This is a genomic window from Variovorax sp. OV329 (assembly GCF_900114785.1).
Lineage (GTDB): Bacteria > Pseudomonadota > Gammaproteobacteria > Burkholderiales > Burkholderiaceae_C > Variovorax.
Map to the genome: position 1 here is coordinate 229639 of NZ_FOUG01000004.1, position 25392 is coordinate 255030.

The following is a 25392-nucleotide window of genomic DNA, read 5'->3' on the forward strand; positions in this document are numbered from 1 at the left end:
CACACCTTGCGCATCCTGCTGCTCGCCCTCGTCCTGGCCAACGGCCTGTACTTCGCCTGGAGCCAGGGCGCGCTGGCGGTGTTCGGGCTGCTGCCGGCCTCCCACAGCGAGCGCGAACCGCAGCGCCTGGCGCAGCAGGTGCGCCCGAACGCCCTGCAGGTCAAGCCGGGCGCTTCTTCCTCGGCTTCGCCTCAAAGCGCACGCTGAAGCGCGAGCCCGGCGGCTTCCTGCCCGGGTGCGCGTCCTCCAGCGAGACGGTGGCGTCGTGCTGGCGCGCGATCTCGATCACGATCGGCAGGCCCAGCCCGGAGCCGTCCGCATCGTTGCCCAGCACGCGGTAGAAGGGCTCGAACACCAGCTCGCGGTCGGCCTCGGAGATGCCGGGCCCCGAGTCCTCCACCTGCAGCACCACCACCTGGCCGAAAGGATCGCCCAGCACCCGCAGTGTGACCACGCCCGGCTTCTCGGCCGACGAGGGCGTGTAGGCGATCGCGTTGTCCAGCAGGTTGCGGATCAGCTCCTTGAGCAGCGTCGGGTAGCCCTCCAGCTGCACGCCCGGCGCGCCGGGCTGGTGGCCGTCGTAGCCCAGGTCGATGCGCTTGTCCATGGCGCGCGGCACCGCCTCGCGCACCACCTCGATGGCCAGGCGCGCGAGGTCGCAGTTCTGCGGCGCCAATGAACCGCCGCCCACCTCGGCCCGCGCCAGGGCGAGCAGCTGGTTCACGGTGTGTGTGGCGCGCATGCTGGAGCGGCGAATCTGCTTGAGCGACTGCTTCAGGTCCTCGGCGTTGGCGCCGTCGCGCTGCGCCAGGTCCGCCTGCATGCGCAGGCCCGCCAGCGGCGTCTTGAGCTGATGCGCCGCATCGGCCAGGAAGCGCTTCTGCGTGGCCAGCGAATCCTTCAGCCGCATCAGCAGCCCATTGACCGAGCCCACCAGCGGCGCCACCTCCACCGGCACGCTGCTGTCGTCCAGCGGGCTCAGGTCGTCCGAACGCCGCTCGCGGATGCGGTCCTCCAGCTCCGACAACGGCTTGATGCCGCGCACCAGTGCCAGCCAGATCAGCAGCACCGCCAGCGGCAGGATGGCGAACTGCGGCAGCAGTACGCCCTTGATGATCTCGGCCGCCAGCAGCTGCTGCTTCTCGCGCGTCTCGGCGATCTGCACCATCACGCGCATGGGCGGCCCGCTGGCCTGCGGAATCTCGATCCAGGTGCTGGCGATGCGCACCGGCAGCCCGCGCAGCTTGTCGTCGCGCAGCAGCACCTCGCCCGGCGGCTCCTCGTCGTCGGGCATGGGCACCTCCGCATCGCCGGCCAGCAGGTGCTTGTTCGCGCCCAGCACCTGGTAGTAGACGCTGTCGGTGCCGTCGGCACGCAGGATCTCGCTAGCCGCCTCGGGCAACTGGAAGTGCAGCTCGCCCTCGCGCATGCCGACCATCTTGGCCAGGGTGCGCGCGTTGAACTCCAGCGCGCGGTCGAAGGGCCGGTTGGCAATGCCCTGCGCCACCAGCCAGGTCACGCCGATGCTCACCGGCACCAGCAGCAGCAGGGGCGTGAGCATCCAGTCGAGGATCTCGCCGAAGAGGGAGCGCTGGCCGCGTTGGAAGAGTCTCAAGGCTTGGGGATCCTGAAGAAGTAAGAATTCCGCTTTTGAAGCGGAATTCTCCGCCGGCTTATGACGAATTCGTCCGCGAGCGGACGCAAGGGTCATCCCTATTCTTCTTGGTTTGCTTCAAACAAGGAGAGAGGGAGTGAGTCCAATGAAGAAATGTGTTTCTCGGGTTAGTGTCGCGCGGGCGTTGGCGGTCGTCGCCGCGGGCGCCTTGTGTGCCGTGCTGACGGCCTGTGGTGGTGGCGGTGGTGGCGAGCCCATTGACGGGAGCGCAGGCGCATCGAGCACGGCGGCTCCGCCGTATGTTCCTCCCGCCACGCCGTCGCAGGTTCCCCCATCCCTGCCACCCAGCACGCCGCGGGCGGATCCTTACGCGCCCGTTGCCGGCAGCGAGCCGCGGCCGGACCTCCTGGCGCCGCAGCCGGGGTCCACCGCTGCGGTGGGCAACGGGAGCGAAGGCATCTATGGGTCGATTGCAGGAGATGTCGCGCTGATCGGCGCCAGTGGCAAGCTCCTTCGAAAATCCTCGGGGGATTGGATCATCGGCTCGATCACCACGACGGGCCTCAACTGGGTGTTCAATCCCGAGACCATCCAATTCATGTTTTCCGACCCGGTGACGGGCTCCGGCACCTTCAGCCCGCTCAAGTCAATGGACGGCACCTTTTCCGCGGGAGGCCGCAGCAGCACTCCCTGGGGCCCATTGACCTATTCGGTGGAAAACGCCCTGGCGGTGAATCAACTCAGCGTGCAGGGCAGCTGGCAGTCGGACGGCGCCGTGGGGCTGTCGCTTGCCATCGATTCCCAGGGCAAGTTCACGGGCACGACGAACGGCTACTCCGTTGGCAACTGCGCCATCACCGGTACGCTGACCCAAGCGGAGCCAAGCACCTCCAAGAACATGTTCGCCGTGCACATCGATGTCCCGAACAACAGTGCGACCCAAGGACAGATGGCATGCACCCTGGGTACTTCGCCTTTGGACGGCCTGGCGGCCATTGTCTTGACGCCTGCGGGCACGTACGTGGGCAATGGCTACTTCCGGTCGATCGTCATGACCGTCTCGTCTCCACAGACCGCCTTCACCGCGGTGCCTGACAAGGTGCGCTAGCGTGTGCGGCAGCCATCGGCCGGGCTCAGTTCTGGATCTTCTCCAGGCAGTACCCCAGCCCGCGCACGGTGGCGATACGGATCGGGCCCTTCTCGATCTTCTTGCGCAGGCGATGGATGTAGACCTCGATGGCGTTGAGGCTCACTTCCTCGCCCCATTCGCACAAGCGCTCCACCAACTGGTCCTTGCTGACCAGCCGGCCGGCGCGCTGCAGCAGCACCTCGAGCAGGCCCAGTTCGCGCGCGGACAGCTCGACCATCTTGCCGTCGATGGTCGCCACGCGGCCGGCCTGGTCGTACAGCAGCGGGCCGTGCTTGATGGCGTTGCTGGTGGCGCCCATGCCGCGGCGCGTGAGGGCGCGCACGCGCGCCTCCAGCTCCTGCAGCGAGAAGGGCTTGGCCATGTAGTCGTCGGCGCCGTAGTCCAGGCCCTTGACCCGCTCGTCCACGCTGTCGGCGGCGGTGAGCACCAGCACCGGCATCTGCTGGCCGCGGGCGCGCAGGCGCTTGAGGATCTCCAGCCCGTGCAGGCCGGGCAGGCCCAGGTCCAGGATCAGCAGGTCGAACTCGCTGTTGGTCATGAGCGCCGTGTCGGCCTGGGTGCCGGTGGCCACGTGATCGACCGCCGCGCCGGAGGTGCGCAGGCTGCGCAGCAGGGCGTCGGCCAGCACCTGGTCGTCTTCGGCAATCAGAATGCGCATCGCGGGTGTCTCCTGGAGGAGATTCTAGGTTTGCGCGGCAACGATCGTGTCTAACCATTGCCTGATCAGGCCGGCCCGGCGGTTTCTCCTGCATAGGCTTCCAGGCCCAGCGCGACCACGGTGGCGACCTCGTTGCCGACCGCCGCGCGGAATTCCCCTTCGGCCTGCGCCACGGCGCGCCGGAAGGCCGCCTGCCAGGCCAGGCCGTCGGCGGTGAACTGCACCTGGCGCGCACGCGCGTCGAGCGGATCGGGGCCGCGCGTCACCAGCCCCCAAGCCTCGCACTGGTCGACCAGCGCGCCCATGGCCTGCTTGCTCATGTCGGCGCGCTCGGCCAGCTCCGTGAGGCGCGAGCCGCCGCGCGCCAGGTGGCGGGTGATGTGGATGTGGGCAGCGCTCACTTGCGCCCGGGCGGCCAGGTTGGACAGGGCCAGCGGCACCTCGGCGTCGTGCGCCATGAGCGAGAGCACGCGTTCGTCGAAGCGGCGCATGGCATGGCCCAGCAGGCGGCCCAGGTGGGTCTGGCGCCAGGCGTCGTCGTCGGGGTGGTCGGGCATGGCGGGAGATGGTAAGGCAAATTGACCAAATAATGACTTTACTGGCTTGTACAGCCCCGTACACTACTGTTCAAGCATCCAGCCTGTGCATCGAGACAGGTGGCCAAGCAACAACCAACCTGTTGAATTTCAAGGAGTTTTCATGGACGCAGTCGTCAAGGGCGCAAACATTGCCGGTTCCGGTGCCAACAGCGAAAAGGCCAAGGCCTTGCAGGCCGCCCTGGCCCAGATCGAGAAGCAGTTCGGCAAGGGCACCATCATGCGTCTGGGCGAAGGCGAGCAGATCGAGGACATCCAGGTCGTCTCCACCGGCTCGCTGGGCCTGGACATCGCCCTGGGCGTCGGCGGCCTGCCGCGCGGCCGCGTCGTGGAAATCTACGGCCCGGAATCCTCCGGCAAGACCACCCTGACCCTGCAGGCCATCGCCAACATGCAGAAGCTGGGCGGCACCTGCGCCTTCGTCGACGCCGAGCATGCCCTGGACGTGCAGTACGCCAGCAAGCTGGGCGTGAACCTGCCCGACCTGCTCATCAGCCAGCCCGACACCGGCGAGCAGGCGCTCGAGATCGTCGACAGCCTGGTTCGCTCCGGCGCGCTGGACCTGATCGTCATCGACTCGGTGGCCGCGCTCACGCCCAAGGCCGAAATCGAAGGCGAAATGGGCGACTCCCTGCCCGGCCTGCAGGCCCGCCTGATGAGCCAGGCGCTGCGCAAGCTCACCGCCACGATCAAGAAGACCAACTGCATGGTCATCTTCATCAACCAGATCCGCATGAAGATCGGCGTGATGTTCGGCTCGCCCGAAACCACCACCGGCGGCAACGCGCTGAAGTTCTACGCCTCGGTGCGCCTGGACATCCGCCGCATCGGCACCATCAAGAAGGGTGAGGAGGCCATCGGCAACGAGACCCGCGTCAAGGTGGTGAAGAACAAGGTCAGCCCGCCCTTCAAGACGGCCGAGTTCGACATCCTGTTCGGCGAGGGCATCTCGCGCGAGGGCGAGATCATCGATCTGGGCGTGAACAACCGCATCGTCGAGAAGTCCGGCGCCTGGTACGCCTACAACGGCGAGAAGATCGGCCAGGGCCGCGACAACTCGCGCGAGTTCCTGCGCGAGAACCCGGAGCTGGCGCGCGAGATCGAGAACAAGGTGCGTGACGCGCTGGGCATCCCGCTGCTGCCGCCTGCCGAGGGCGCCGAGGAAGCGGCTGCGCCGAGCGCCAAGGCATCGAAGGCATCCAAGGTCGAAAAAGCCGACAAGGCCGACAAGGCAATCGAGGGCGACAAGTAGGCCGCTGAGCATCGGCGCCGGGCCGTCGTGATGGTCGGCGGCACCGGCGCAGCTATCCATGGCTTTCGACGCACCTTCCCTCAAGGGCCGGGCCTTGCGCCTGCTCTCCCAGCGCGAGCACTCGCGCCTGGAACTGGAGCGCAAGCTGGCCAAGTACGAGGAAGAACCAGGCACGCTGGCCAAGGCGCTCGATGAACTCACCGCGCGTGACTTCCTGAGCGAAACGCGCGTGGTGCAGTCGGTGCTGCACCAGCGCGCGGGGCGCATGGGCGCCCTGCGGGTCAAGCAGGAACTGCAGCTCAAGGGCATCGGCGCGGAGGCCATCGCCGGTGCCATGGCGCAGCTCAAGAGCACCGAGCTGGAGCGCGCCCGCGAGGTCTGGCGCCGCCGCTTCGGCCAGCCGCCGGCCGACGCGTCCGAACGGGCGAAGCAGACGCGCTTCCTGCTGGCGCGCGGCTTCTCGGGCGAGGTCGTGCGCCGCGTCCTGTCGCTCTCCGACGACTTCTGATTGGGACCCGGCTGAGGTCCGGGCACACCTCTTGCGACGCGGATGATCAAAAATTTTCAGGAAGCGCTTATATTTGTAAGCGCATTTACCTCGAATCCCCGACAGTGCAAGCATCAACCCCCCAGGCCGGCAGCGGCAACACGCTCGTGGCGCGCCGCATCGCGCAGGAGCTGCCGCGCCTGACGCGCGCGCACCAGCGCGTGGCCGACCATGTGCTGGCGCACCCGCTGCAGGTGGCCACCCAGCCGATCGACGAGCTGGCGGCCAGCATCGGGGTGTCGGTGGCCACGGCCAACCGTTTCGCGCGCGCCCTGGGATTCGACGGCTATGCCGCCTTCCGCGCCGAGCTGGTGCGCGGCTTCGAGCCGCTGCTGGCGCCGGTGCAGGAATTGCGCGACAACCTGGCGCAGCCGGGAACCGTGGCGGAGGTCTTCATGTCGGCGCTGGACGAGAGCCAGCGCAACATCGACGCCACCCGCCGCTCGCTGGACCACACGGCCTGCGAGGACGCGGTCCAGCGCGTGCTCGCGGCCCGCACCACCGCCATCGTCGGCTTCGGCGCCAGCGCCTGGCTGGCCGGCCTGCTGCACCACGGGCTGGAGTCGTACTGCGCCGATGTGCGGCTGCTGGCCGGCCCCGGCGGCGTCAGCCAGGCCGCGCGCGCGCTGGCGCGCCGCGGGGCGGACGACCTGCTGATCGTGCTGGGCTTCCCGCGCTACCTCAACGACACCGTCACCCTGGCACGCGAGGCTCGCTCGCGCGGCGTGCAGGTCCTGGCCCTCACCGACCGGCCCAGCTCGCCCCTGGCGCCGCTGGCCGACGTGGTGCTTTATGCCCAGACCGCCACCCGCTACCGCCCCAACTGCGAGACCGGCGCGCTGGCGCTGATCGAAGCCCTGAGCAGCGCCGTCGCCCTGCGCGCACCCGGCGCCTACCAGCTGGCGGGCCGGCTGGTCGACTCGGTGGCGCCCTGGCTGCACGGCGGCCCGGGCCGCCAGCCGCAGGCGCTGGGCGCCGCGTCCACTTCTTCTTCCAAGCGACCCCGATGAGTTCCATTCCTCCCGTCATTGCCATCCACGGCGGCGCCGGCACCATCAGCGCCGCCACGCTCGCGCCCGATGCCGCGCGTGGCTACCACGAGGCGCTGCACGCGATCACGCTGGCCGCACAGAGGCTGCTGCTGTCCGGCGGCTCGGCGCTCGACGCCACCTGCCTGGCAGTGGAGATGCTCGAGGACTGCCCACTCTTCAACGCCGGCCATGGCGCCGTCTTCACCCATGAGGAAACCCACGAGCTGGACGCCGCCGTGATGGATGGCGCCGACCTGCGCGCCGGCGCGGTGGCGGGCCTGAGCCACGTTCGCCGCCCGGTACGCGCCGCCCGCGCCGTGATGGAAGACGGCGCGCATGTGCTGCTGGCCGGCGCCGGCGCCGAGGCCTTCGCGCGCGAGCGCGGCCTGGAAATGGTCGAGCCTGCCTACTTCTCCACCGATGCCCGCCGCGCCCAGCTGCACCGCGTGCGCGATGCGGGCCGGGTGGCGCTGGACCACGACGCCGCCGCCCTCGCCTTCAACTTCCAGCGCGAACAGGCGCCGCTCGACGAGGACAGGAAGATGGGCACCGTCGGCGCCGTCGCGCTCGACATGCACGGCCACCTCGCGGCCGCCACCTCCACCGGCGGCATGACCAACAAGCGCGTCGGCCGGGTGGGCGACTCGCCGCTCATCGGCGCCGGCACCTACGCCGACGACCGCACCGCCGCCGTGTCCTGCACCGGCAGCGGCGAGATGTTCATCCGCGTGGCTGCCGCCTACGATGTGTGCGCGCGCATGCGCTATGCCAACCAGTCGCTGGCCGAAGCCTGCGACGCGGTGGTCATGCACAGCCTGCCGGCCATCGGCGGCAACGGCGGCCTGATCGCCGTCGACCGCCAGGGCCACCTGAGCCTGGCCTTCAACACCGAAGGCATGTACCGTGCACATGCCCGCGGCGCCGAGGCGCCCGTGACCGCCATCCATCGCTGAGCCTTCATGTCTGCCGTCCTGCGAGCGCAAGCCGCCATCTCCCCCGCCGCACTGCAACTGCCCGAGCAGCAGGTGCTGGCCGTCGACGACCTCACCGTGCGCTTCGCCACGTCCGAGCGCACGGTGGATGCCGTGCGCAAGCTCTCCTTCCACGTCGAGCGCGGCGAGACGCTGGCCATCGTGGGCGAGTCGGGCTCGGGCAAGTCGGTCACCTCGCTGTCGGTGATGCGGCTGGTCGAGTGGGGCGGCGGGCGCATACCGGAGGGCCGCATGGTCTTCCGCCGGCGCAGCGGCGAGGTGCTGGACCTGGCCCGGGCATCGAACGCGACCATGCGCAGCATCCGCGGCGCCGACATCGCGATGATCTTCCAGGAGCCGATGACATCGCTCAACCCGGTGTTCACGGCGGGCGACCAGATCGCCGAGGCAGTGTCCATCCACCAGGGCAAGGACCGCAGCGCCGCCCGTGCCGAGGCGCTGCGCATGCTCGAGCTGGTGCGCATCCCCGAGGCGCGCAGCGTGCTGTCGCGCTATCCCCACCAGCTCTCGGGCGGCATGCGACAGCGGGTGATGATCGCCATGGCGCTGTCGTGCCGGCCCTCGCTGCTCATCGCCGACGAGCCGACCACGGCGCTGGACGTCACCATCCAGGCGCAGATCCTGCACCTCATCCGCGAGCTGCAGCGCGAGATGAACATGGGCGTGGTCTTCATCACCCATGACATGGGCGTGGTAGCCGAGGTGGCCGACCGCGTGCTGGTGATGTACCGCGGCAGCCAGGTGGAAGAGGCGCCTTCCGCTCAGATCTTTGCGGCGCCCTCGCATCCCTACACGCGCGCGCTTTTGTCCGCCGTGCCGCGCCTGGGCGCCATGCGCGGCACCGACCTGCCGGCCAAGTTCGAGCTGCTGCGCGTCGATTCGCAGTCGAGCGCTGAAGAAGCCGCGCCGGTGGTCGATACCGTCCGCCGCGACTTGCCGCCGGTGCTGCGCGTGCAGGACCTGGTGACACGCTTTCCCTTGCGCGAGGGCTTCTTCGGTCGCGTGACGCGCGAGGTGCACGCGGTGGAGAAGGTGAGCTTCGAGCTGCGCGCCGGCGAGACGCTGGCGCTGGTGGGCGAATCTGGCTGCGGCAAGTCGACCACCGGGCGCTCGCTGCTTCGCCTGGTCGACAGCCAGCGCGGGCGCATCGAATTCGGTGGCCGCGACATCCTCGCCCTGTCGGAGGGCGAGGTTCGCACCTTGCGGCGCGACATCCAGTTCATCTTCCAGGACCCTTTCGCCTCGCTCGACCCGCGGGTGACGGTGGGCTTCTCGATCATGGAGCCGCTGCTGGTGCACGGCGTGGCCGATGGCGATAAGGCGCGCGAGCGCGTGCGCTGGCTGCTCGACAAGGTGGGCCTGCCGGCGGAGTACGCGCAGCGCTATCCGCACGAGTTCTCCGGCGGCCAGCGCCAGCGCATCGCCATCGCCCGCGCGCTGGCGCTCAACCCGAAGGTGGTGGTGGCGGACGAGTCGGTGTCGGCGCTGGACGTGTCGATCCAGGCCCAGATCGTCAACCTCATGCTGGACCTGCAGCGCGAGCTGGGCGTGGCCTTTCTCTTCATCTCGCACGACATGGCCGTGGTGGAGCGCATCAGCCATCGCGTGGCCGTGATGTACCTGGGGCAGATCGTCGAGATCGGCCCGCGCCGCGCCGTGTTCGAGAACCCGCAGCATGCCTACACGCGCCGCCTGATGGCGGCCGTGCCGGTGGCCGATCCGTCGCGCCGCCACCTGGAACGCACGCTGCTGCAGGGCGAGATCCCCAGTGCGATGCATCCCGCGGGCTACGAGCCCGATCCGCCGCCGCTGGTGGAGGTGGGCCCGGGCCATTTCGTGGCACGGCATGCCATCGCGGGCGGCTTCTGATTTTTCTTTTTCAACGACAACTCACCCAACGACCTCGAAGGAGTCATTGCATGAACAAGCGTCTTACCCGAATCGCCCTGGCGCTCTCGCTGGCCGGCCTCGCCCTCTCGGCCCAGGCGGCCGGCAAGGACCTGGTGGTGGCGGTGCAGTCCAACTTCACCACCACCGACCCGTACGACGCCAACGACACGCTGTCGCAGGCGGTCGCCAAGTCCTTCTACCAGGGCCTGTACGGCTTCGACCACACCATGAAGATGGTGCCGGTGCTGGCCGACAGCTACACCGTGAGCAAGGACGGCCTGGTCTACACCTTCAAGCTCAAGACCGGCATCAAGTTCCATGACGGCACCGACTTCAATGCGCAGGCGGTGAAGGCCAACTTCGACCGCGTCACCAATCCCGACAACAAGCTCAAGCGCTACAACCTCTACAAGAACATCGACAAGACCGAGGCGGTGGACGCGACCACGGTGCGCTTCACGCTGAAGGAGCCCTTCTCGCCCTTCATCAACTCGCTGGCGCACCCCTCGGCGGTGATGATCTCGCCCGCCGCGCTGGCCAAGTTCGGCAGCAAGGGCATCGCCCAGAACCCGGTGGGCACCGGCCCCTACAAGTTCGTCGAGTGGAAGAGCACCGACTACCTGAAGGTCGCCAAGTGGGAAGGCTACTGGCGCAAGGGCTATCCCAAGCTGGACACCATCACCTGGCGCCCCGTGGTGGACAACAACACCCGCGCCGCGATGATGCAGACCAACGAGGCGCATTTCGCCTTCCCGATGCCGCCCGAGGCCGCGCAGACGCTGATGAACAAGCCCAGCCTGGAAGTGACCAGCGCGCCGTCCATCATCCATCGCTACATCTCGATGAACGTGCAGCAGAAGCCCTTCGACAACCCGAAGGTGCGCGAGGCGATCAACTACGCGATCAACAAGGAAGCGCTGGCCAAGGTGGCCTTCTCCGGCTATGCGATTCCCGCCGAGGGCGTGGTGCCCAAGGGCGTGGAATACAACACCAAGCTGGGCCCCTGGCCCTATGACCCGAAGAAGGCGCGCGAGCTGCTCAAGGAAGCGGGCTACCCCAACGGCTTCGAGAGCCAGCTGTGGAGCGCCTACAACTACAGCACCGCGCAGAAGGTGATCCAGTTCGTGCAGCAGCAGCTCGGCCAGGTGGGCATCAAGGTGCAGGTGCAGGCCCTGGAAGCCGGCCAGCGCGTCGAGCGCGTCGAAAGCGCGCCGGACCCGGCCACCGCCCCGGTGCGCATGTACTACGTGGGCTGGTCCTCGTCCACCGGTGAAGCCGACTGGGCGCTGCGCCCGCTGCTGGCTTCCGAGAGCTATCCGCCCAAGCTCTTCAACACGGCCTACTACAAGAACGCCGAGGTCGATGCCGACATCGCCAAGGCGCTGACGGTGACCGACAGCGCCCAGAAGGCCAAGCTCTACGCCGATGCGCAGCAGCGCATCTGGAAGGACGCGCCCTGGGCCTTCCTGGTGACCGAGCAGCTGCTGTCGGTGCGCGCGAAGAACCTGGCCGGCTTCTACGTGATCCCCGACGGCAGCTTCAACTTCGACGAAGCGGACCTCAAGTGATCCTGCGCGCGCGCCAGCCGGCATCGGGCCTTCTTGACCTCGCGGGGTGCCGGGCATGATCCAGTACGTGATCAAGCGCCTGCTGGGCCTGCTGCCCACGCTGCTGATCGTCTCGCTGCTGGTGTTCCTGTTCGTGCACATGCTGCCCGGTGATCCGGCGCGGCTGGCCGCGGGGCCCGAGGCGGGGCCGGAGACGGTGGCGCTGGTGCGCCAGGAGCTGGGGCTGGACAAGCCGCTGCCGCAGCAGTTCCTGAACTTCTTCGGGAACATGCTGCAGGGCGACTTCGGCACCTCGCTGCGCTCGCGCCGGCCGGTGGCCACCGAGATCGCCGACCGCTTCATGCCCACGCTGATGCTCACGATCACCAGCATGGCCTGGGCGGTGCTGTTCGGCATGACCATCGGCATCGTCTCGGCGGTCTATCGCAACCAGTGGCCCGACCGGCTGGGCATGACGCTGGCCGTCTCGGGCATCTCCTTTCCGGCCTTCGCGCTGGGCATGCTGCTGATGCAGCTGTTCTCGGTGCAGCTGGGCTGGCTGCCCACGGTGGGCGCCGACACCTGGAAGCACTACATCCTGCCCTCGCTCACGCTGGGCGCCGCGGTGGCGGCGGTGATGGCGCGCTTCACCCGCGCCTCCTTCGTGGAAGTGATCCAGGAGGATTTCGTGCGCACGGCGCGCGCCAAGGGCGTGTCGGAGAAATGGGTGGTGCTCAAGCACTGCCTGCGCAACGCGCTGATCCCGGTGGTCACCATGATGGGCCTGCAGTTCGGCTTCCTCTTGGGCGGCTCCATCGTGGTGGAGGCGGTGTTCAACTGGCCAGGCCTGGGCCGCCTGCTGGTGGAAGCGGTGGACATGCGCGACTACCCGGTGATCCAGACGCTGGTGCTGCTGTTCTCGCTGGAGTTCATCCTGATCAACCTGGTGGTGGACGTGCTCTACGGCTTCATCAACCCCACCATCCGCTACAGCTGAGTTTTTCCCCGCGATGAACGACGAGACCCTCTCTACCTCGCAAGACGCGCCGGCGCCGGTCGCCCCCGCGCAGGCCGATTCGCGCGTGCGCACGCCGTGGACCGAGTTCTGGCGCAAGTTCCGCATGCAGCACGTGGCGCTGGGCGCCGGCGTGTTCGTGCTGCTGCTGGTGCTGGTGGCGGTGCTGGCGCCATGGATCACGCCCTACGACGCCGAGAATTTCTTCGACTACGACCGCATCAACACGGGGCCCTCGGCGGCGCACTGGTTCGGCGTCGACCCGCTGGGCCGCGACATCTTCAGCCGCATCCTGATGGGCGCCCGCGTCTCGCTCGCGGCCGGCTTCCTGTCCGTGGTGATGGGCGCCATCATCGGCACCGCGCTGGGCCTGCTGGCCGGCTACTACGGCGGCTGGTGGGACCGCATCGTGATGCGCATCTCCGATGTGCTGTTCGCCTTCCCGGGCATCCTGCTGGCGATCGGCGTGGTGGCCATCCTGGGCAGCAGCATGACCAACGTGGTGGTGGCGGTGTCGGTGTTCAGCGTGCCGGCCTTCGCGCGCCTGGTGCGCGGCAACACGCTGGTGCTGAAGAACCTCACCTACATCGAGGCCACGCGCAGCATCGGCGCGCGCGACCGGACCATCCTGCTGCGGCACATCCTGCCGGGCACCATCTCCTCGATCGTCGTGTACTTCACCATGCGGATCGGCACCTCGATCATCACGGCGGCGAGCCTGTCCTTCCTGGGCATGGGCGCGCAGCCGCCCACGCCCGAATGGGGCGCCATGCTCAACGAGGCGCGGGCCGACATGGTCAACGCGCCGCATGTGGCGCTGTTCCCGGCCATCGCCATCTTCCTCACGGTGCTGGCCTTCAACCTGCTGGGCGACGGGCTGCGCGACGCGCTCGATCCCAAGATCGACCGGCTCTGATGCACCCGCTGCCGCCGCGCATCGGCGCGCTGCCTTCCGGTCCGCGCGATGCCATCACCGACCTCGCAGGCGTGTCCGTCGGCCATGCCACGCTGAGCGATGGCGCCGTGCAGACCGGGGTGACGGTGGTGCGTCCGCATGCCGGCGATCCCTACCTGCAGCGCGTCCCAGCGGGCGTGTCGGTGATCAACGGCTTCGGCAAGAGCGTGGGCCTGGTGCAGGTGGAGGAACTCGGCGTGCTCGAAACGCCCATCGCCCTGACCAACACCTTCTCGGTGCCCGAGGTGGCGCGGGCGCAGATCCGCCAGTGCGTCGCGGCGAACCCCGAGTGCGGGCGCGGCCTGCCCACGGTGAACCCGCTGGTCTTCGAGTGCAACGACGGCTACCTCAACGACATCCAGCGCATGGCCGTGCGCGAGGCCGACTACCTTGCCGCGTGGTCCGCGGCCGGCGAGCCGGTGGCGCAGGGCGCGGTGGGCGCGGGGCGCGGCATGTCCTGTTTCGGGCTCAAGGGCGGCATCGGCACGGCCTCGCGGCGCGTGGAGGGCCAGGGCTTCACCGTCGGCGCGCTGGTGCTGGCGAACTTCGGGCGCCTGCCCCAGCTGGTGCTGGCGGGCCGGCCGGTCGGACGCGAGCTGGCCGCGCGCCTCGATGCGGGCAGCGCAGGACCCGAGAAGGGCTCGATCATCGTGCTGGTGGCCACCGATGCGTCGCTGGACGCGCGCCAGCTCGGCAGGCTTGCCGTGCGCGCAGGCGCAGGCATCGCGCGGACCGGGTCGGTGTTCGGCCACGGCAGTGGTGACATCGCGCTGGCCTTTTCCACCGCCTACACCGTGCCGCTGTCTCCCGACGTGCCCATGCCGGCCGTCGCGATGCTGCACGACGCACGCCTGGACGGCCTTTTCCAGGCCGTGGCCGACGGTGTCGAGCAGGCCATCGTGCACGCGCTGTGGCATGCCGAGCCTGTGGCAGGGCGCGACGGCCACGCGCGCCAGGCCCTGCGCGATCTGCTGGCGGATGCCGCCGTCCCCACCAACGACAAACCCACATGAAGATCCTGATTTCCGTCGACATCGAAGGCGTGGCCGGCGTCTATCACGCCCAGCAGGTGCGCGCCGGCAACCCCGAGTACGAGCGCGCCCGTCGCCTGATGACCGAAGAGGCCAATGCGGCCATTGCCGGTGCCTTCGACACCGGCGCCGGCGAGGTGCTGGTGAACGACTCGCACGGCGATTTCCGCAACCTGCTGCCCGACGTGCTCGACCCGCGGGCGCAAGTCATCCAGGGAAAGCCGCGCTACCTGAGCATGGCCGCCGGCGCCGAGCTGGGCGTGGCCGGCATGTGCATGGTGGGCTACCACTCCAGGGCGGGCGGGCGCGGCATCCTGGCGCACACCATCAACAGCTTCGCCTTTGCGCGCATCGAATTCAACGGCGAGCCGATGAGCGAGGCCGGCCTGTACGGTGCCCTGGCCGGCGAATACGGCGTGCCGGTACTCATGGCCAGCGGTGACGACGTGTTCATCGAGGAAAACCGCGCGCTGTTTCCCCAGGCCGTGTTCGTGCAGACCAAGCAGGCCACCGGCCAGAACAGCGGCGTGTCGCTCTCCCCGGCGAAGGCCTGCGAGGCCATCCGCAAGGGCGTGGCCGCGGGCGTCGGCCAGCGTGCGGGAGCGAAGCCATTGCGCATCGAGGCTCCCCTGCAGGTGACGCTGCACACGCAGACGCCGGCCCTGGCCGATCTGTTCTGCCAATGGCCCACGTTCCAGCGCCTGGACGCCATGGTGCTCGGCTTTGGAGCGCCTTCGGTCGAGGCGGCGGTGCGCATGCTCAATTGCTGCTCGGCCATGTCGGCCATGCTGCGCTGACCAGGCGGTGCCCTCAGCCGCCGCGCGGCGACTTCGGATTCTTCTTTCTCTTCAGCAGCACGGCGACCAGCTCTTCCACCACCGCCTGCTGCTCGGCATCCAGCCGTGCAAAGTCCGCGGCCAGTCGCGCCGCGCGTTCCGCCGCGTAGGGTGAGGCGGCCGGCTCGGCAGTCTTCAGCGGAAGCCTGGCGCCCGCAGCCCCGAAAGCTGCCCCTTCGCCGAATCGCAGCCAGTGCGCCGACACCTCCAGCCAGCGGGCGATTTCCTGCAGGTTGTCCTGCGCCGGGATGGCGTCGCCCAGCAGCCACTTGCGCGTCGCATGGACCGTCACCGGCGCGCACTTTGCCCGCGCATTGAATTCGCGCGCCAGTGCCGTGGCGCCGATCGAGCGCCAGCCGGCGGCGTCCAGCGCCGAGCGCAGGCGCTCGCTGAAGGCATGGCGTTCATCGGCCGGGGTCATTCCGGCGATGGTTCCAGGGCGCGTACTGAAAGTCAGTCATAAAAAGTTGACTGTCGGTACGCGCGCCAACAAAATGCCTGCCAAACAGTCCTGGCGCAAATGCGAACGGGGTAGGGAGGATAAAGATGAAGCTGCAAATCTGCGATGCGGCCGTTGGCGCATGGACGCCTGGCATTGCGCCTTGAAATTGGCCGACGCCGCCTGGCACGAGGTGGTCGTCGTCTACACATTGGTGCGCGCCCTGGGCGTGGCGGGATGCGCGCTGGGCGTCGCCGCTGGCCTGCAGGTGGCCCGTTGGGGCCTGTACCTCACGACCGATGAGCCGGACGAGACCGCGGCCCGGCCGCGTGCGCGCCGGGCGGCGCTCGGGCAACTGCTTCAGGTCTGCGGCAGCGCGTTCTGCGCGATCGCCATGGTCGCGCTGGTGCGCCAACTCGTGCGCTGACCAGGAGCGGCCTGGCGCCGGCCGCCAGGCCCGGTGGGCATCAAAGCCCCAGCATCAGCTTCAGGTTCTGCACCGCGGCGCCGCTGGCGCCCTTGCCCAGGTTGTCCAGCCGCGCAATGACGACCGCATGGCGGTGGTCTTCGTTGGGGAACACGCGGATCTCCAGCACGTTGGTGTCGTTCAGGCCCAGCGGGTCGAGCTTGCCGTCTTCCGTGGGCGGCAGCACCTTCACGAACTGCTCGGGCGTGTTGCTCTTGGCATAGTGCGTGGCCAGGGCGTCCTGCAGGTCACCGGCCTTGGGTTTGCCGGGCAGCAGGTCCAGGTGCAGCGGCAGGTTCACCAGCATGCCCTGCTTGAAGTTGCCCACCGAGGGGATGAACACCGGGCGCGTCGTGAGGCCGGTGTACTTCATGATCTCGGGGATGTGCTTGTGCTTCAGGCCCAGCGCGTAGGTCTCGTAAGCCGGAGCACCGCCGGCTTCGTAGGCCTCGATCATGGTGCGGCCGCCGCCCGAGTAACCGCTCACCGAGGGAAGGCTGATCGGGGAGTCGGCCGGCAGGATGCCGGCGTCCACCAGGGGCCGCACGATGGCGATGGCGCCGGTCGCATAGCAGCCGGGGTTGGCCACGCGGGCGGCGGTGGCCACCGACTTCGCATGGCCTTCGACGAGTTCGGGAAAGCCGAAGATCCAGCCCGGTGCCACGCGATGCGCGGTCGATGCATCGATGATCTTGGGCTTCCTGCCTTCCAGTTGGTCGATGAGCGCGACCGACTCGCGCGCCGCATCGTCGTGCAGGCACAGCACCACCAGGTCCACGCCGGCCATCAGCTCGCGCTTGGCATTCACGTCCTTGCGCAGCTCGGGCGCGATGCTCACGAGCTCGACCTCGCCGCGCATCTTCTCGAGACGCTCGCGGATCTGAAGGCCGGTGGTGCCGGCTTCGCCGTCGATGAAGACCTTGGCCATGGCTGTCGCTTTCGTGTGATGTTCGGGCGCGAATCGCTACGTGGTTGCCGCAGCTGCCGCCCTGGGTTGGTGCACCGCAACATGATACAGTCAACGATTGTCCTCCGCCCACGCCCCATCTGCGCAGTGGCCCCGTGGACAACGGCTCAACACCGCTCACCTGTCCAACCTCCGCCCGAGAGAGATTTCCTCATGAAGATTCACGAGTACCAAGGCAAGGAAATTCTTGCCAAGTTCGGCGTGCCCGTTCCGCGTGGCATCCCGGCATTCACGGTTCAGGAGGCGGTCGAGGCCGCCCAGAAGCTCGGCGGCCCCGTGTGGGTCGTCAAGGCCCAGATCCACGCCGGTGGCCGTGGCAAGGGCGGCGGCGTGAAGGTCGCCAAGAGCATCGAGGACGTCAAGAAGCTGGCCGGCGAAATCCTCGGCATGCAGCTCAAGACGCACCAGACCGGCCCCGAAGGCCAGAAGGTCCGCCGCCTGTACATCGAGGACGGCGCCGACATCAAGAACGAACTCTACGTGTCGCTGGTCACCGACCGCGCCACGCAGAAGGTCGCCATGATCGCTTCCAGCGAAGGCGGCATGGACATCGAGGAAGTGGCCCATTCCACGCCCGAGAAGATCATCACCGAGATGATCGATCCGCTGGCCGGCATGACCGCCGAGCAGAGCAAGAAGATCGCTGCCGCCATCGGCCTGTCGGGCGCTTCGGTGGACCAGGCCGTGGACCTGTTCGCCAAGCTCTACAAGTGCTACATGGACACGGACGCCTCGCTGGTCGAGATCAACCCGCTGAACTGCGACTCCAAGGGCAACCTGGTCGCCCTGGACGCGAAGTTCAACTTCGACTCCAACGCCCTCTTCCGCCATCCCGAGATCGTCGCCCTGCGCGACCTGGATGAAGAAGACCCGGCCGAAGTGGAAGCCAGCAAGTTCGACCTGGCCTACATCAGCCTGGACGGCAATATCGGCTGCCTGGTCAACGGTGCGGGCCTGGCCATGGCCACCATGGACACCATCAAGCTGTTCGGCGGCGAGCCGGCCAACTTCCTGGACGTGGGCGGCGGTGCCACCCCCGAGAAGGTCACCGAGGCCTTCAAGATCATGCTGAAGAACAAGAACGTCCAGGGCATCCTGGTCAACATCTTCGGCGGCATCATGAAGTGCGACACCATCGCCACCGGCGTGATCGCAGCCTGCAAGGCGGTGAACCTGAGCGTGCCGCTGGTGGTGCGCATGAAGGGCACCAACGAAGAGCTGGGCAAGAAGATGCTGGCCGAATCGGGCCTGCCAATCATCAGCGCAGACACCATGGCGGAAGCGGCCCAGAAGGTCGTGGCGGCCGTCAAGTAAGGAAGAGTCATGTCGATCTACATCAACAAAGACACCAAGGTCATCACCCAAGGCATCACCGGCAAGACCGGTCAGTTCCACACGGAAAAGTGCCAGGAATACGCGAACGGCAAGAACTGCTTCGTCGCGGGCGTGAACCCGAAGAAGGCCGGCGAGTCGATCTTCAACATCCCGATCTTCGGCTCGGTGAAGGACGCTGCCCAGCAGACCGGCGCCACCGTGTCGGTGATCTACGTGCCGCCGGCAGGCGCTGCCGCCGCGATCTGGGAAGCCGTCGAGGCCGACCTGGACCTGGCCATCTGCATCACCGAAGGCATTCCGGTTCGCGACATGCTGGAAGTGCGCAACAAGATGAAAGCCAAGGAAGCCAAGGGCGGCAAGAAGACGCTGCTGCTGGGCCCCAACTGCCCCGGCCTGATCACGCCCGACGAGATCAAGATCGGCATCATGCCCGGCCACATCCACCGCAAGGGCCGCATCGGCGTCGTGTCCCGCTCGGGCACGCTGACGTATGAAGCCGTGGCGCAACTCACCGAAATCGGCCTGGGCCAGTCCAGCGCCGTGGGCATCGGCGGCGACCCGATCAACGGCCTGAAGCACATCGACGTGATGAAGGCCTTCAACGACGATCCGGACACCGACGCCGTGATCATGATCGGCGAGATCGGCGGCCCCGACGAGGCCGACGCTGCCCGCTGGTGCAAGGACAACATGAAGAAGCCGGTCGTGGGCTTCATCGCCGGCGTCACCGCGCCTCCCGGCAAGCGCATGGGCCACGCCGGCGCGCTGATCTCCGGCGGTGCCGACACGGCCGAGGCCAAGCTGGCCATCATGGAAGAGTGCGGGTTCACCATCACCCGCAACTTCTCCGAGCTGGGCAAACTCCTGAAGTCGCGCCTGTAATCAGGCTCGGCCTCGGCCTCGACAAGAGCGCTCGCACTGAAAGGTCGCGAGCGCTTTTTCGTTCGGCGCCCCGTTTCGATGTAAGCGCCAACCCAATCGCCCAGAAAGTGAGTGCATGGAGCTGCTGCAGAGTCCGCTGTTCTGGATCGGCCTGGCGAAGATCATCTGGATCAACGTCATCCTGTCCGGCGACAACGCGGTCGTGATCGCGCTGTCGGCGCGCTCGCTGCCGTCGCACCAGCAGAAGAAGGCGGTGTTCCTGGGCTCGGCGGCCGCGGTGGTTCTGCGCGTTCTCCTGACGGTGGTAGCGGCCAGGCTGATGGCGCTGCGCTTCGTGCAGATCGTCGGCGGCCTGCTGCTGCTGTGGATCGGCGTGCAGCTGTTCGGCGGCGAAGAGGACGGTGGCGGTTCCGAGGACGAGAAGGCAGGTGGCCTGATGGCCGCCGTGCGCACCATCCTGCTGGCCGACCTGGTCATGAGCCTGGACAACGTCATTGCCGTAGCCGCCGCGGCGCAGGGCGACCTCGTGCTGCTGGTGCTGGGCCTGGCGCTGAGCATCCCGCTGGTCATCTTCGGCAGCGCGCTCATGATCAGGCTCATGGAGCGCTTCCCCATCATCGTGCTGCTGGGCGCGGCGCTGATCGGCTGGGTGGCGGGCGAGACCATCGTGAGCGATGTCTCGCTGGGCGAGGTGCTGGCCGCCCGGCCGTGGCTGCATTACGCTGCCGCCGTGGTCTGTGCGATGCTCGTCGTCCTCCTCGGGCGTCACATGCAGGCCCGCTCCCGGCATTCCTCCACAAACTGAGCCGAAGTAGCGAAGAAGTTCTATGGCAAGCTCTGGAGACACCCTTATTCACACCGGATCCGTCTTGCAGCAGCCCTGGGATTTCGTCGCGCTTTCCGATGCCGGACGCGTCCGCGCCAACAATGAAGATGCCGTCGCCTTCGACGCGCCACTGGGCCTGGCCCTGCTCGCCGACGGAATGGGCGGCTACAACGGCGGCGAAGTCGCCAGCGGCATGGCGATCGCGCTGCTGCAGGCCAACATCGGCCGCTGGCTCGCGCATGCCGGCTCCCAGGCCAACAGCCGGGGCGTGCGCCGTGCCATGCAGGCGGGTGTCGACGAGGCCAACCTGGCCATCCTCGAAGCCGGGGTTGCCAACGAGCAGCTGCAGGGCATGGGCACCACGCTCGTCCTGGCCGTGTTCGGGCCGCAACGCGTGGTGGTGGGACACATCGGCGATTCGCGCTGCTACCGGCTGCGCGGCCAGAACCTGGAGCAACTCACGCGCGACCATTCGCTCCTGCAGGAGCAACTCGACGCGGGCGTGATCACGCTCGAGCAGGCGGCCCGCTCCCCGATCCGCAACCTCGTGACCCGCGCCGTCGGCATCGAGCGCCAGGTTCTTCTTGAAATGCACGAGTACGAGTGCCGTCCCGGCGACCTGTATCTTTTGTGCTCCGACGGCCTCAGCGAGATGGTCCGCGACGAGGACCTTTTCACAGTTTTGTTACAAGATATCGAACTTTCTCAAAAAGCAACACTTTTGGTTTCACTTGCAAACGACAATGGCGGCAAGGACAACATTTCTGTTGTACTTGCGCAAGCCGCTGGAGTTTCAGTGCCTGGCGTTGTAGAAGAGCAGGTTTAGAGTTTCCGGCGACAGCCTTTCCTGAGTCGCCAGGAAACAACAAAAACTACTATCTCGTTGGAATTGAGGAGCGGGTCATGCCCAGATTGATCGTCTCGATTGACGGAGTCGTCATCAAAGAGGTGACGCTCGCGAAGGACCGCACCACGCTCGGGCGGCGGCCTTACAACGACATCGTGATCGACAATCTCGCGGTCAGCGGCGAACATGCCGTGCTGCACATGATCGGCGGCGATGTCTACATCGAGGACCTGCACAGTACCAACGGAACCTACGTCAACGCCACGGCCGTCAAGAAGCAGGCGCTGGAGCACCACGATCTCATCGAGGTCGGCAAGTACAAGATTCGCTACCTGGTGCGCGGCACCTCCAGCGAGCCGGTGGATTCCTCCTACGTCGGCGAGCCGCAGCTCACGCCTTCGGGCAACGTCCCCCTGTCGGTCGCACCCACGGCGCAGATGCCACTGCCAGGCGCCACGGGCGCAGCCGTGCTGCGCGTCCTCTCGGGCGCAGGCGCGGGCCGCGAAGTCGCGCTGCAGAAGGTGGTCACCACCATTGGCAAGCCGGGCGTGGCGGTCGCCGCGGTCACGCGGCGGCTGCAAGGCTACGTGGTGGCGCCGGTGGACGGCGGCACCCTGCTCAACGGCGAGCCGCTGGGCGCCGAGGCCGTCGCGCTGCAGGACGGCGACACGCTCGAGCTGGGCGGCACCCGGATGCAGTTCGTCTACAGCTGAGCGAAAGGCACCATGCCGGCCATGCTGAGGCACTGGCCGCGCATTCTCATCACCTTCGTTCCGGTGGTGCTGATGCTGGTGTACGTGGGCGCCACCACGCGGCGGCCCATGATCGATGGGCTGGATCTCGCCATTTACGACTGGCGCCTGCGTCTTACCCTGCCCGAGCGCTTCGACCCCCGGATCGTCATCGTCGACATCGACGACACCAGCCTGCAGGCCGTGGGCCAATGGCCCTGGAGCCGGGAAAAGCTGGCCCGCATGACCACCGAACTCATGGAGCGCCAGCAGGCGGCCGTGCTGGGCTTCGACATGGTGTTCGCCGAGGAGGACCGCAGCTCCGGCCTGGCGGCGCTGCGCGAACTGGCCAAGGGGCCGCTGCGCGACCAGCCATCCCTGCAGGCCGAACTGGACCGCCTCGCCCCATCGCTGGACAACGACGGCGGATTCGCACGTGCCATGCAGGGGCACCGCGTGGCACTTGGCTTCTACCTGACGCAAAGCGATGCGCCCCTGACCAAGGGACGTCTTCCACCACCGGTGCTTCCGCCCACCGCCCTGCCCGCGGGCGTCGGCATCTACACCACCCACTGGAACGGCTTCGGCGGCAACGTCGAAACACTGGCCAACGCGGCAGCGGGCGCCGGCTTCATCAACGCGGTGATCAGCGCGCGCAGCGACGGCCTTCTGCGTGCCGCGCCCTTGCTGGCCTACTACGAAGGCGCCGAAGGGCAGAACGGCTACTACGAATCGCTGAGCCTGGCGATGTTCAGGCTTGCCGCCGGTTATGACACCCTGAGCCCGGTTCTGGCGAACGCGCCCGGCAACATGGCGCCGCCGGTCGAGGCGCTGATGCTGCGCAAGCCCAATGCGCCCCCGATGCGCGTGCCACTGAGCCTGCGCACCAGCCTGCTCGTGCCCTTCATCGGCACCGGCGGGGCGCAGGCCGGCAACTTCAGGTACATCCCGGCCGTCGATGTTCTCTCCGGCGCCCTGCCACCCGGGGAGCTCAAGGACAAGATCGTGCTCATGGGCACCACGGCACCGGGCCTGCAGGATTTGCGTGCCACGCCGGTGAGCGCCAGCTTTCCGGGCGTCGAAGTGCATGCCAACGTCATCTCCGCCCTGCTCGACCGGCGTTTCATCATCGTGCCGGACTATGTGCCCGGCTACGAGGTCGTCGTGCTGGCGCTCGTGGGCGTCATGCTGGCAGTGGGCCTGTCGCTGCTGCCGGCGCTGCAGGCCACGCTGTTCTTCGGCGCGGTGGGTGCGGCCGTCGTCGGGCTCAACACCTGGCTCTTCAAGGCGCACGGCCTCATGCTGCCGATGGGCTCCGCCCTCATCCTGATGGTCGTTGCCTTCGTGCTCAACATCGGCTGGGGCTACTTCGTCGAGTCGAGCAAGCGCCGGGGCCTCGCCAAGCTTTTCGGCACCTACGTGCCGCCGCAACTGGTCGAGAAGATGCTCGAGGAGCCCGAGCGCTACAGCATGCGCGCGGAAAGCAAGGAGCTCACCGCCCTCTTCTGCGACCTGCGCGGCTTCACGCGCCTGTCGGAGGGACTGGCGCCGCTGGAGCTGCAGGGCTTCCTGAACGACATCTTCAGTCGCCTCACGGAAATCATCAGCTGGCATGGCGGCACGGTGGACAAGTACATGGGGGACAGCGTCATGGCTTTCTGGGGCGCGCCGGTCGACAACCCGCAGCATGCGAGCCACGCCGTGCGCGCCGCGCTGGAAATGAAAGCCTCCATGGAAGCGCTTTGTGACTCCAATCGTGCATCGGGATTGCCTGAAGTGAGCGTTGGCATCGGGTTGAATACCGGTCTCATGAGCGTGGGCGACATGGGCTCGGCCCTGCGCCGCAGCTACACCGTCATTGGCGATGCGGTGAACCTTGCCTCGCGGCTGGAGGGGGTGAGCTCGGTCTATGGGGTGGCCATCGTGGCCAGCGAGGCGACGGCCAGCGCCGCCAGCGAATATGCGTGGCAGGAATTGGACCTCGTGTGCGTCAAGGGACGGCAACAAGCCGTCACCATCTTCACGCCACTGGGGCTGCGCGACAAGCTACAACCCGTCGACGCCGAGATGCTCGAGCGCTGGCGCGCTATCCTGTCGGGCTATCGCGCGCAGCAGGCGGCACAAGTAAAACCTTTGCTGGACGACCTCCTGGCGCAGGATGCCAAAAAAGTCCTTTACCGCCTGTATGCGGAACGTTTAGCCTCGATGACGTCGCACCCATTCGACCCAGAGTGGGACGGCGCCACCCGGTTCGAATCCAAGTAGTCCTCTCAAAGCAGATAGAAAAAAGGGCGCAGCCAAATGCAGGTGCGTGTGTTGGGGTGCTCCGGCGCCATTGCCAAGGATTGCCGGACGACATCCTTTCTCATCGATCACGATCTTTTGGTCGACGCGGGCACGGGCGTGGGCGACCTTTCGCTGCGCGAGATGATCGAGATCGACGACGTGCTGCTCACGCATTCGCATCTGGACCACATCGCCGCCCTGCCCCTGATGCTCGACGCCGTGGCCAGCCGGCGCAGCAAGCCGCTGCGCGTGCATGCCTTGCCGGAGACGATTGCGGCGCTGCGCACCCACGTCTTCAACAACGTGATCTGGCCCGACTTCGCGGCCATCCCGAGCCGTGACGCGCCCTTCGTCGTGTTCCACGAAATCACCATCGGCCAGACCTTGCGGCTGGGCACTCAGAACGCGAAGAACATCGAGGTGCTGCCCGCCTTTCACACCGTGCCAGCCTGCGGCTTTGCCGTCAGCTGCGCCAACGGCAGCCGCCAGTGGGTTTTCAGCGGCGACACCGAGCGCAACCAGCATTTCTGGAACCGCGTCAACCAGCTCGACGTGGGCGCACTGGTCATCGAAACGGCGTTCAGCAACCGCGAACAGGCCCTGGCCCAACGCAGCCGCCACCTGTCTCCCGCCACCTTGCTCGAAGAGCTGGGCCGCATCGAGGCCGACAAGCACTATCCGATCTACATCACGCACACGAAGCCGGCCGAGACGGCGGAGATCATGAGCCAGATCGGCGGCAGCGTGGCCCAGCACGACATCCGTTGGCTGGAAGCCGACGACATCCTGGTCCTGTGATCCGACAATTCGCGCCCCGGGTTGACAAGTTTGGTCACCCGGGTCGACAGAGTTGTAACGGGAAATGTCACCAGCTGTAACCGGAACGTGAACAAGTTTGCACTTAAAGCCGCCTCCAAACGCGATAGCGGGGCTGGCACAGATGGTGCGGTTACATGATCGGCTCCGGGGAGGTTCCCGGGCTTAGCTTCCAACTAAACTGAACCAACCTGGAGTTTTGAAATGAACCGTCGTTCCATCGCACGCAATGTGCAAAAGGGTTTCACCCTGATTGAATTGATGATCGTTGTGGCGATCATCGGTATTCTGGCTGCCGTGGCTCTGCCGGCTTATCAGGACTACACGGTCCGTGCCCGCGTGTCTGAAGCCCTGGTTCTCGCGTCCGGCGCAAAGGCAACGATTTCTGAGAACGCAGCGAATACCGCATCGCAACTCAACGTTGGCGTGGACTCGATCTCGGTCGGCAGTGGCAATACCAAGAACGTTGACAGCATGACGGTTGATGGCGCCAACGGTGCTATCACGATGGTCACTAGCGCTTCGGCTGGTACGGTCACGTTGGTTCTGACGCCGAGTAGCGGTGCCGGGCCGTTGGCCGCAAACACGGTTCCTAGCGGCTCGATCAGCTGGAAGTGCACTGTTGCTGATGCGACGAAATACAAGTTCGTTCCTGCGGAATGCCGCAAGGCCACCTAAGCGC

26 protein-coding genes are annotated in these 25392 nt (G+C 67.2%); 21 read left to right on the forward strand and 5 right to left on the reverse strand.

Annotated features, from left to right (window positions below; all coding sequences use genetic code 11):
- The first annotated feature begins 6 nt into the window (after positions 1-6).
- Positions 7-207, forward strand: a complete 201-nt coding sequence (locus BM345_RS08495) for a sporulation protein (RefSeq protein WP_093377859.1) — start codon at positions 7-9, stop codon at positions 205-207.
- Here BM345_RS08495 and BM345_RS08500 read toward each other — a convergent pair.
- Positions 161-1615, reverse strand: coding sequence for a sensor histidine kinase (locus BM345_RS08500; RefSeq protein ID WP_093377862.1), 1455 nt, complete (start codon positions 1613-1615; stop codon positions 161-163). The two genes, BM345_RS08495 and BM345_RS08500, sit on opposite strands and share 47 nt — an antisense overlap.
- A 136-nt stretch (positions 1616-1751) precedes the next feature.
- Here BM345_RS08500 and BM345_RS08505 point away from each other — a divergent pair, with 136 nt between their 5' ends.
- On the forward strand, positions 1752-2723 hold the full coding sequence (locus tag BM345_RS08505) for a hypothetical protein (RefSeq protein ID WP_139237481.1): 972 nt from the start codon (positions 1752-1754) through the stop codon (positions 2721-2723).
- 25 nt (positions 2724-2748) lie between these two features.
- Here BM345_RS08505 and BM345_RS08510 read toward each other — a convergent pair whose 3' ends face one another.
- Positions 2749-3423: a response regulator gene (locus tag BM345_RS08510; RefSeq protein WP_093377867.1), complete on the reverse strand. Its 675-nt coding sequence runs from the start codon at positions 3421-3423 to the stop codon at positions 2749-2751.
- Positions 3424-3488: 65 nt separating this feature from the next.
- The gene (locus BM345_RS08515) at positions 3489-3980 is read right to left on the reverse strand and encodes a MarR family winged helix-turn-helix transcriptional regulator (protein ID WP_093377869.1); all 492 of its coding nucleotides are present in this window, start codon (positions 3978-3980) and stop codon (positions 3489-3491) included.
- Between the two features lie 142 nt (positions 3981-4122).
- Between BM345_RS08515 and recA the strand changes: the two genes are divergently transcribed.
- The 10 genes from recA to BM345_RS08565 all read left to right on the forward strand — a co-directional run bounded on the left by recA (position 4123) and on the right by BM345_RS08565 (position 15076).
- Positions 4123-5271, forward strand: a complete 1149-nt coding sequence (gene recA, locus BM345_RS08520; protein WP_093377872.1) for a recombinase RecA — start codon at positions 4123-4125, stop codon at positions 5269-5271.
- A gap of 58 nt (positions 5272-5329) precedes the next feature.
- On the forward strand, positions 5330-5779 hold the full coding sequence (gene recX / locus BM345_RS08525) for a recombination regulator RecX (protein WP_093377874.1): 450 nt from the start codon (positions 5330-5332) through the stop codon (positions 5777-5779).
- Positions 5780-5883: 104 nt separating this feature from the next.
- On the forward strand, positions 5884-6828 hold the full coding sequence (locus BM345_RS08530; RefSeq protein WP_175544941.1) for a MurR/RpiR family transcriptional regulator: 945 nt from the start codon (positions 5884-5886) through the stop codon (positions 6826-6828).
- Entirely contained in the window at positions 6825-7802 is a 978-nt protein-coding gene (locus BM345_RS08535; RefSeq protein ID WP_093377877.1) for an isoaspartyl peptidase/L-asparaginase family protein, read from the forward strand. Before BM345_RS08530 ends, BM345_RS08535 begins: the two co-directional genes overlap by 4 nt.
- A gap of 6 nt (positions 7803-7808) precedes the next feature.
- A complete protein-coding gene (locus tag BM345_RS08540) occupies positions 7809-9710 on the forward strand; it encodes a dipeptide ABC transporter ATP-binding protein (RefSeq protein WP_175544942.1) in 1902 nt (633 codons plus the stop codon).
- Between the two features lie 50 nt (positions 9711-9760).
- Entirely contained in the window at positions 9761-11299 is a 1539-nt protein-coding gene (gsiB, locus tag BM345_RS08545; RefSeq protein ID WP_093377879.1) for a glutathione ABC transporter substrate-binding protein GsiB, read from the forward strand.
- 55 nt (positions 11300-11354) lie between these two features.
- Positions 11355-12275, forward strand: a complete 921-nt coding sequence (gene gsiC / locus BM345_RS08550) for a glutathione ABC transporter permease GsiC (RefSeq protein ID WP_093377882.1) — start codon at positions 11355-11357, stop codon at positions 12273-12275.
- Positions 12276-12288: 13 nt separating this feature from the next.
- Positions 12289-13209, forward strand: a complete 921-nt coding sequence (gene gsiD, locus BM345_RS08555) for a glutathione ABC transporter permease GsiD (RefSeq protein WP_093377884.1) — start codon at positions 12289-12291, stop codon at positions 13207-13209.
- Complete coding sequence (locus tag BM345_RS08560; RefSeq protein WP_093377887.1) at positions 13209-14261, forward strand: DmpA family aminopeptidase; 1053 nt, start codon at positions 13209-13211, stop codon at positions 14259-14261. Before gsiD ends, BM345_RS08560 begins: the two co-directional genes overlap by 1 nt.
- Positions 14258-15076, forward strand: a complete 819-nt coding sequence (locus BM345_RS08565) for a M55 family metallopeptidase (protein WP_093377889.1) — start codon at positions 14258-14260, stop codon at positions 15074-15076. Before BM345_RS08560 ends, BM345_RS08565 begins: the two co-directional genes overlap by 4 nt.
- Positions 15077-15089: 13 nt before the next feature.
- Here BM345_RS08565 and BM345_RS08570 read toward each other — a convergent pair whose 3' ends face one another.
- Complete coding sequence (locus BM345_RS08570) at positions 15090-15536, reverse strand: hypothetical protein (RefSeq protein ID WP_093377892.1); 447 nt, start codon at positions 15534-15536, stop codon at positions 15090-15092.
- Between the two features lie 181 nt (positions 15537-15717).
- Between BM345_RS08570 and BM345_RS08575 the strand changes: the two genes are divergently transcribed.
- A complete protein-coding gene (locus BM345_RS08575; RefSeq protein WP_139237482.1) occupies positions 15718-15981 on the forward strand; it encodes a hypothetical protein in 264 nt (87 codons plus the stop codon).
- Positions 15982-16021: 40 nt separating this feature from the next.
- Here the strand turns inward: BM345_RS08575 and argC are convergent, their stop codons facing one another.
- A complete protein-coding gene (gene argC, locus BM345_RS08580) occupies positions 16022-16948 on the reverse strand; it encodes an N-acetyl-gamma-glutamyl-phosphate reductase (protein WP_093377897.1) in 927 nt (308 codons plus the stop codon).
- A gap of 192 nt (positions 16949-17140) precedes the next feature.
- On the opposite strand from argC, the gene sucC reads away from it, so the two are divergent.
- From sucC to BM345_RS08620, 8 genes are all read left to right on the forward strand, one after another.
- Entirely contained in the window at positions 17141-18301 is a 1161-nt protein-coding gene (sucC, locus tag BM345_RS08585) for an ADP-forming succinate--CoA ligase subunit beta (RefSeq protein ID WP_093377899.1), read from the forward strand.
- A 9-nt stretch (positions 18302-18310) separates the two neighbouring features.
- On the forward strand, positions 18311-19204 hold the full coding sequence (gene sucD, locus BM345_RS08590) for a succinate--CoA ligase subunit alpha (protein ID WP_093377902.1): 894 nt from the start codon (positions 18311-18313) through the stop codon (positions 19202-19204).
- A 115-nt stretch (positions 19205-19319) separates the two neighbouring features.
- Positions 19320-20009, forward strand: coding sequence for a TerC family protein (locus BM345_RS08595; RefSeq protein ID WP_093377904.1), 690 nt, complete (start codon positions 19320-19322; stop codon positions 20007-20009).
- A gap of 22 nt (positions 20010-20031) precedes the next feature.
- The gene (locus BM345_RS08600) at positions 20032-20856 is read left to right on the forward strand and encodes a Stp1/IreP family PP2C-type Ser/Thr phosphatase (RefSeq protein ID WP_093377907.1); all 825 of its coding nucleotides are present in this window, start codon (positions 20032-20034) and stop codon (positions 20854-20856) included.
- A 77-nt stretch (positions 20857-20933) separates the two neighbouring features.
- Positions 20934-21590: an FHA domain-containing protein gene (locus BM345_RS08605; RefSeq protein ID WP_093377909.1), complete on the forward strand. Its 657-nt coding sequence runs from the start codon at positions 20934-20936 to the stop codon at positions 21588-21590.
- A 21-nt stretch (positions 21591-21611) separates the two neighbouring features.
- Positions 21612-23873, forward strand: a complete 2262-nt coding sequence (locus tag BM345_RS08610) for a CHASE2 domain-containing protein (RefSeq protein ID WP_368086479.1) — start codon at positions 21612-21614, stop codon at positions 23871-23873.
- 36 nt (positions 23874-23909) lie between these two features.
- Entirely contained in the window at positions 23910-24692 is a 783-nt protein-coding gene (locus BM345_RS08615; RefSeq protein WP_093377914.1) for a 3',5'-cyclic-nucleotide phosphodiesterase, read from the forward strand.
- A gap of 222 nt (positions 24693-24914) precedes the next feature.
- Positions 24915-25388, forward strand: coding sequence for a pilin (locus tag BM345_RS08620; RefSeq protein WP_093377917.1), 474 nt, complete (start codon positions 24915-24917; stop codon positions 25386-25388).
- The last annotated feature ends 4 nt before the right edge of the window (positions 25389-25392 follow it).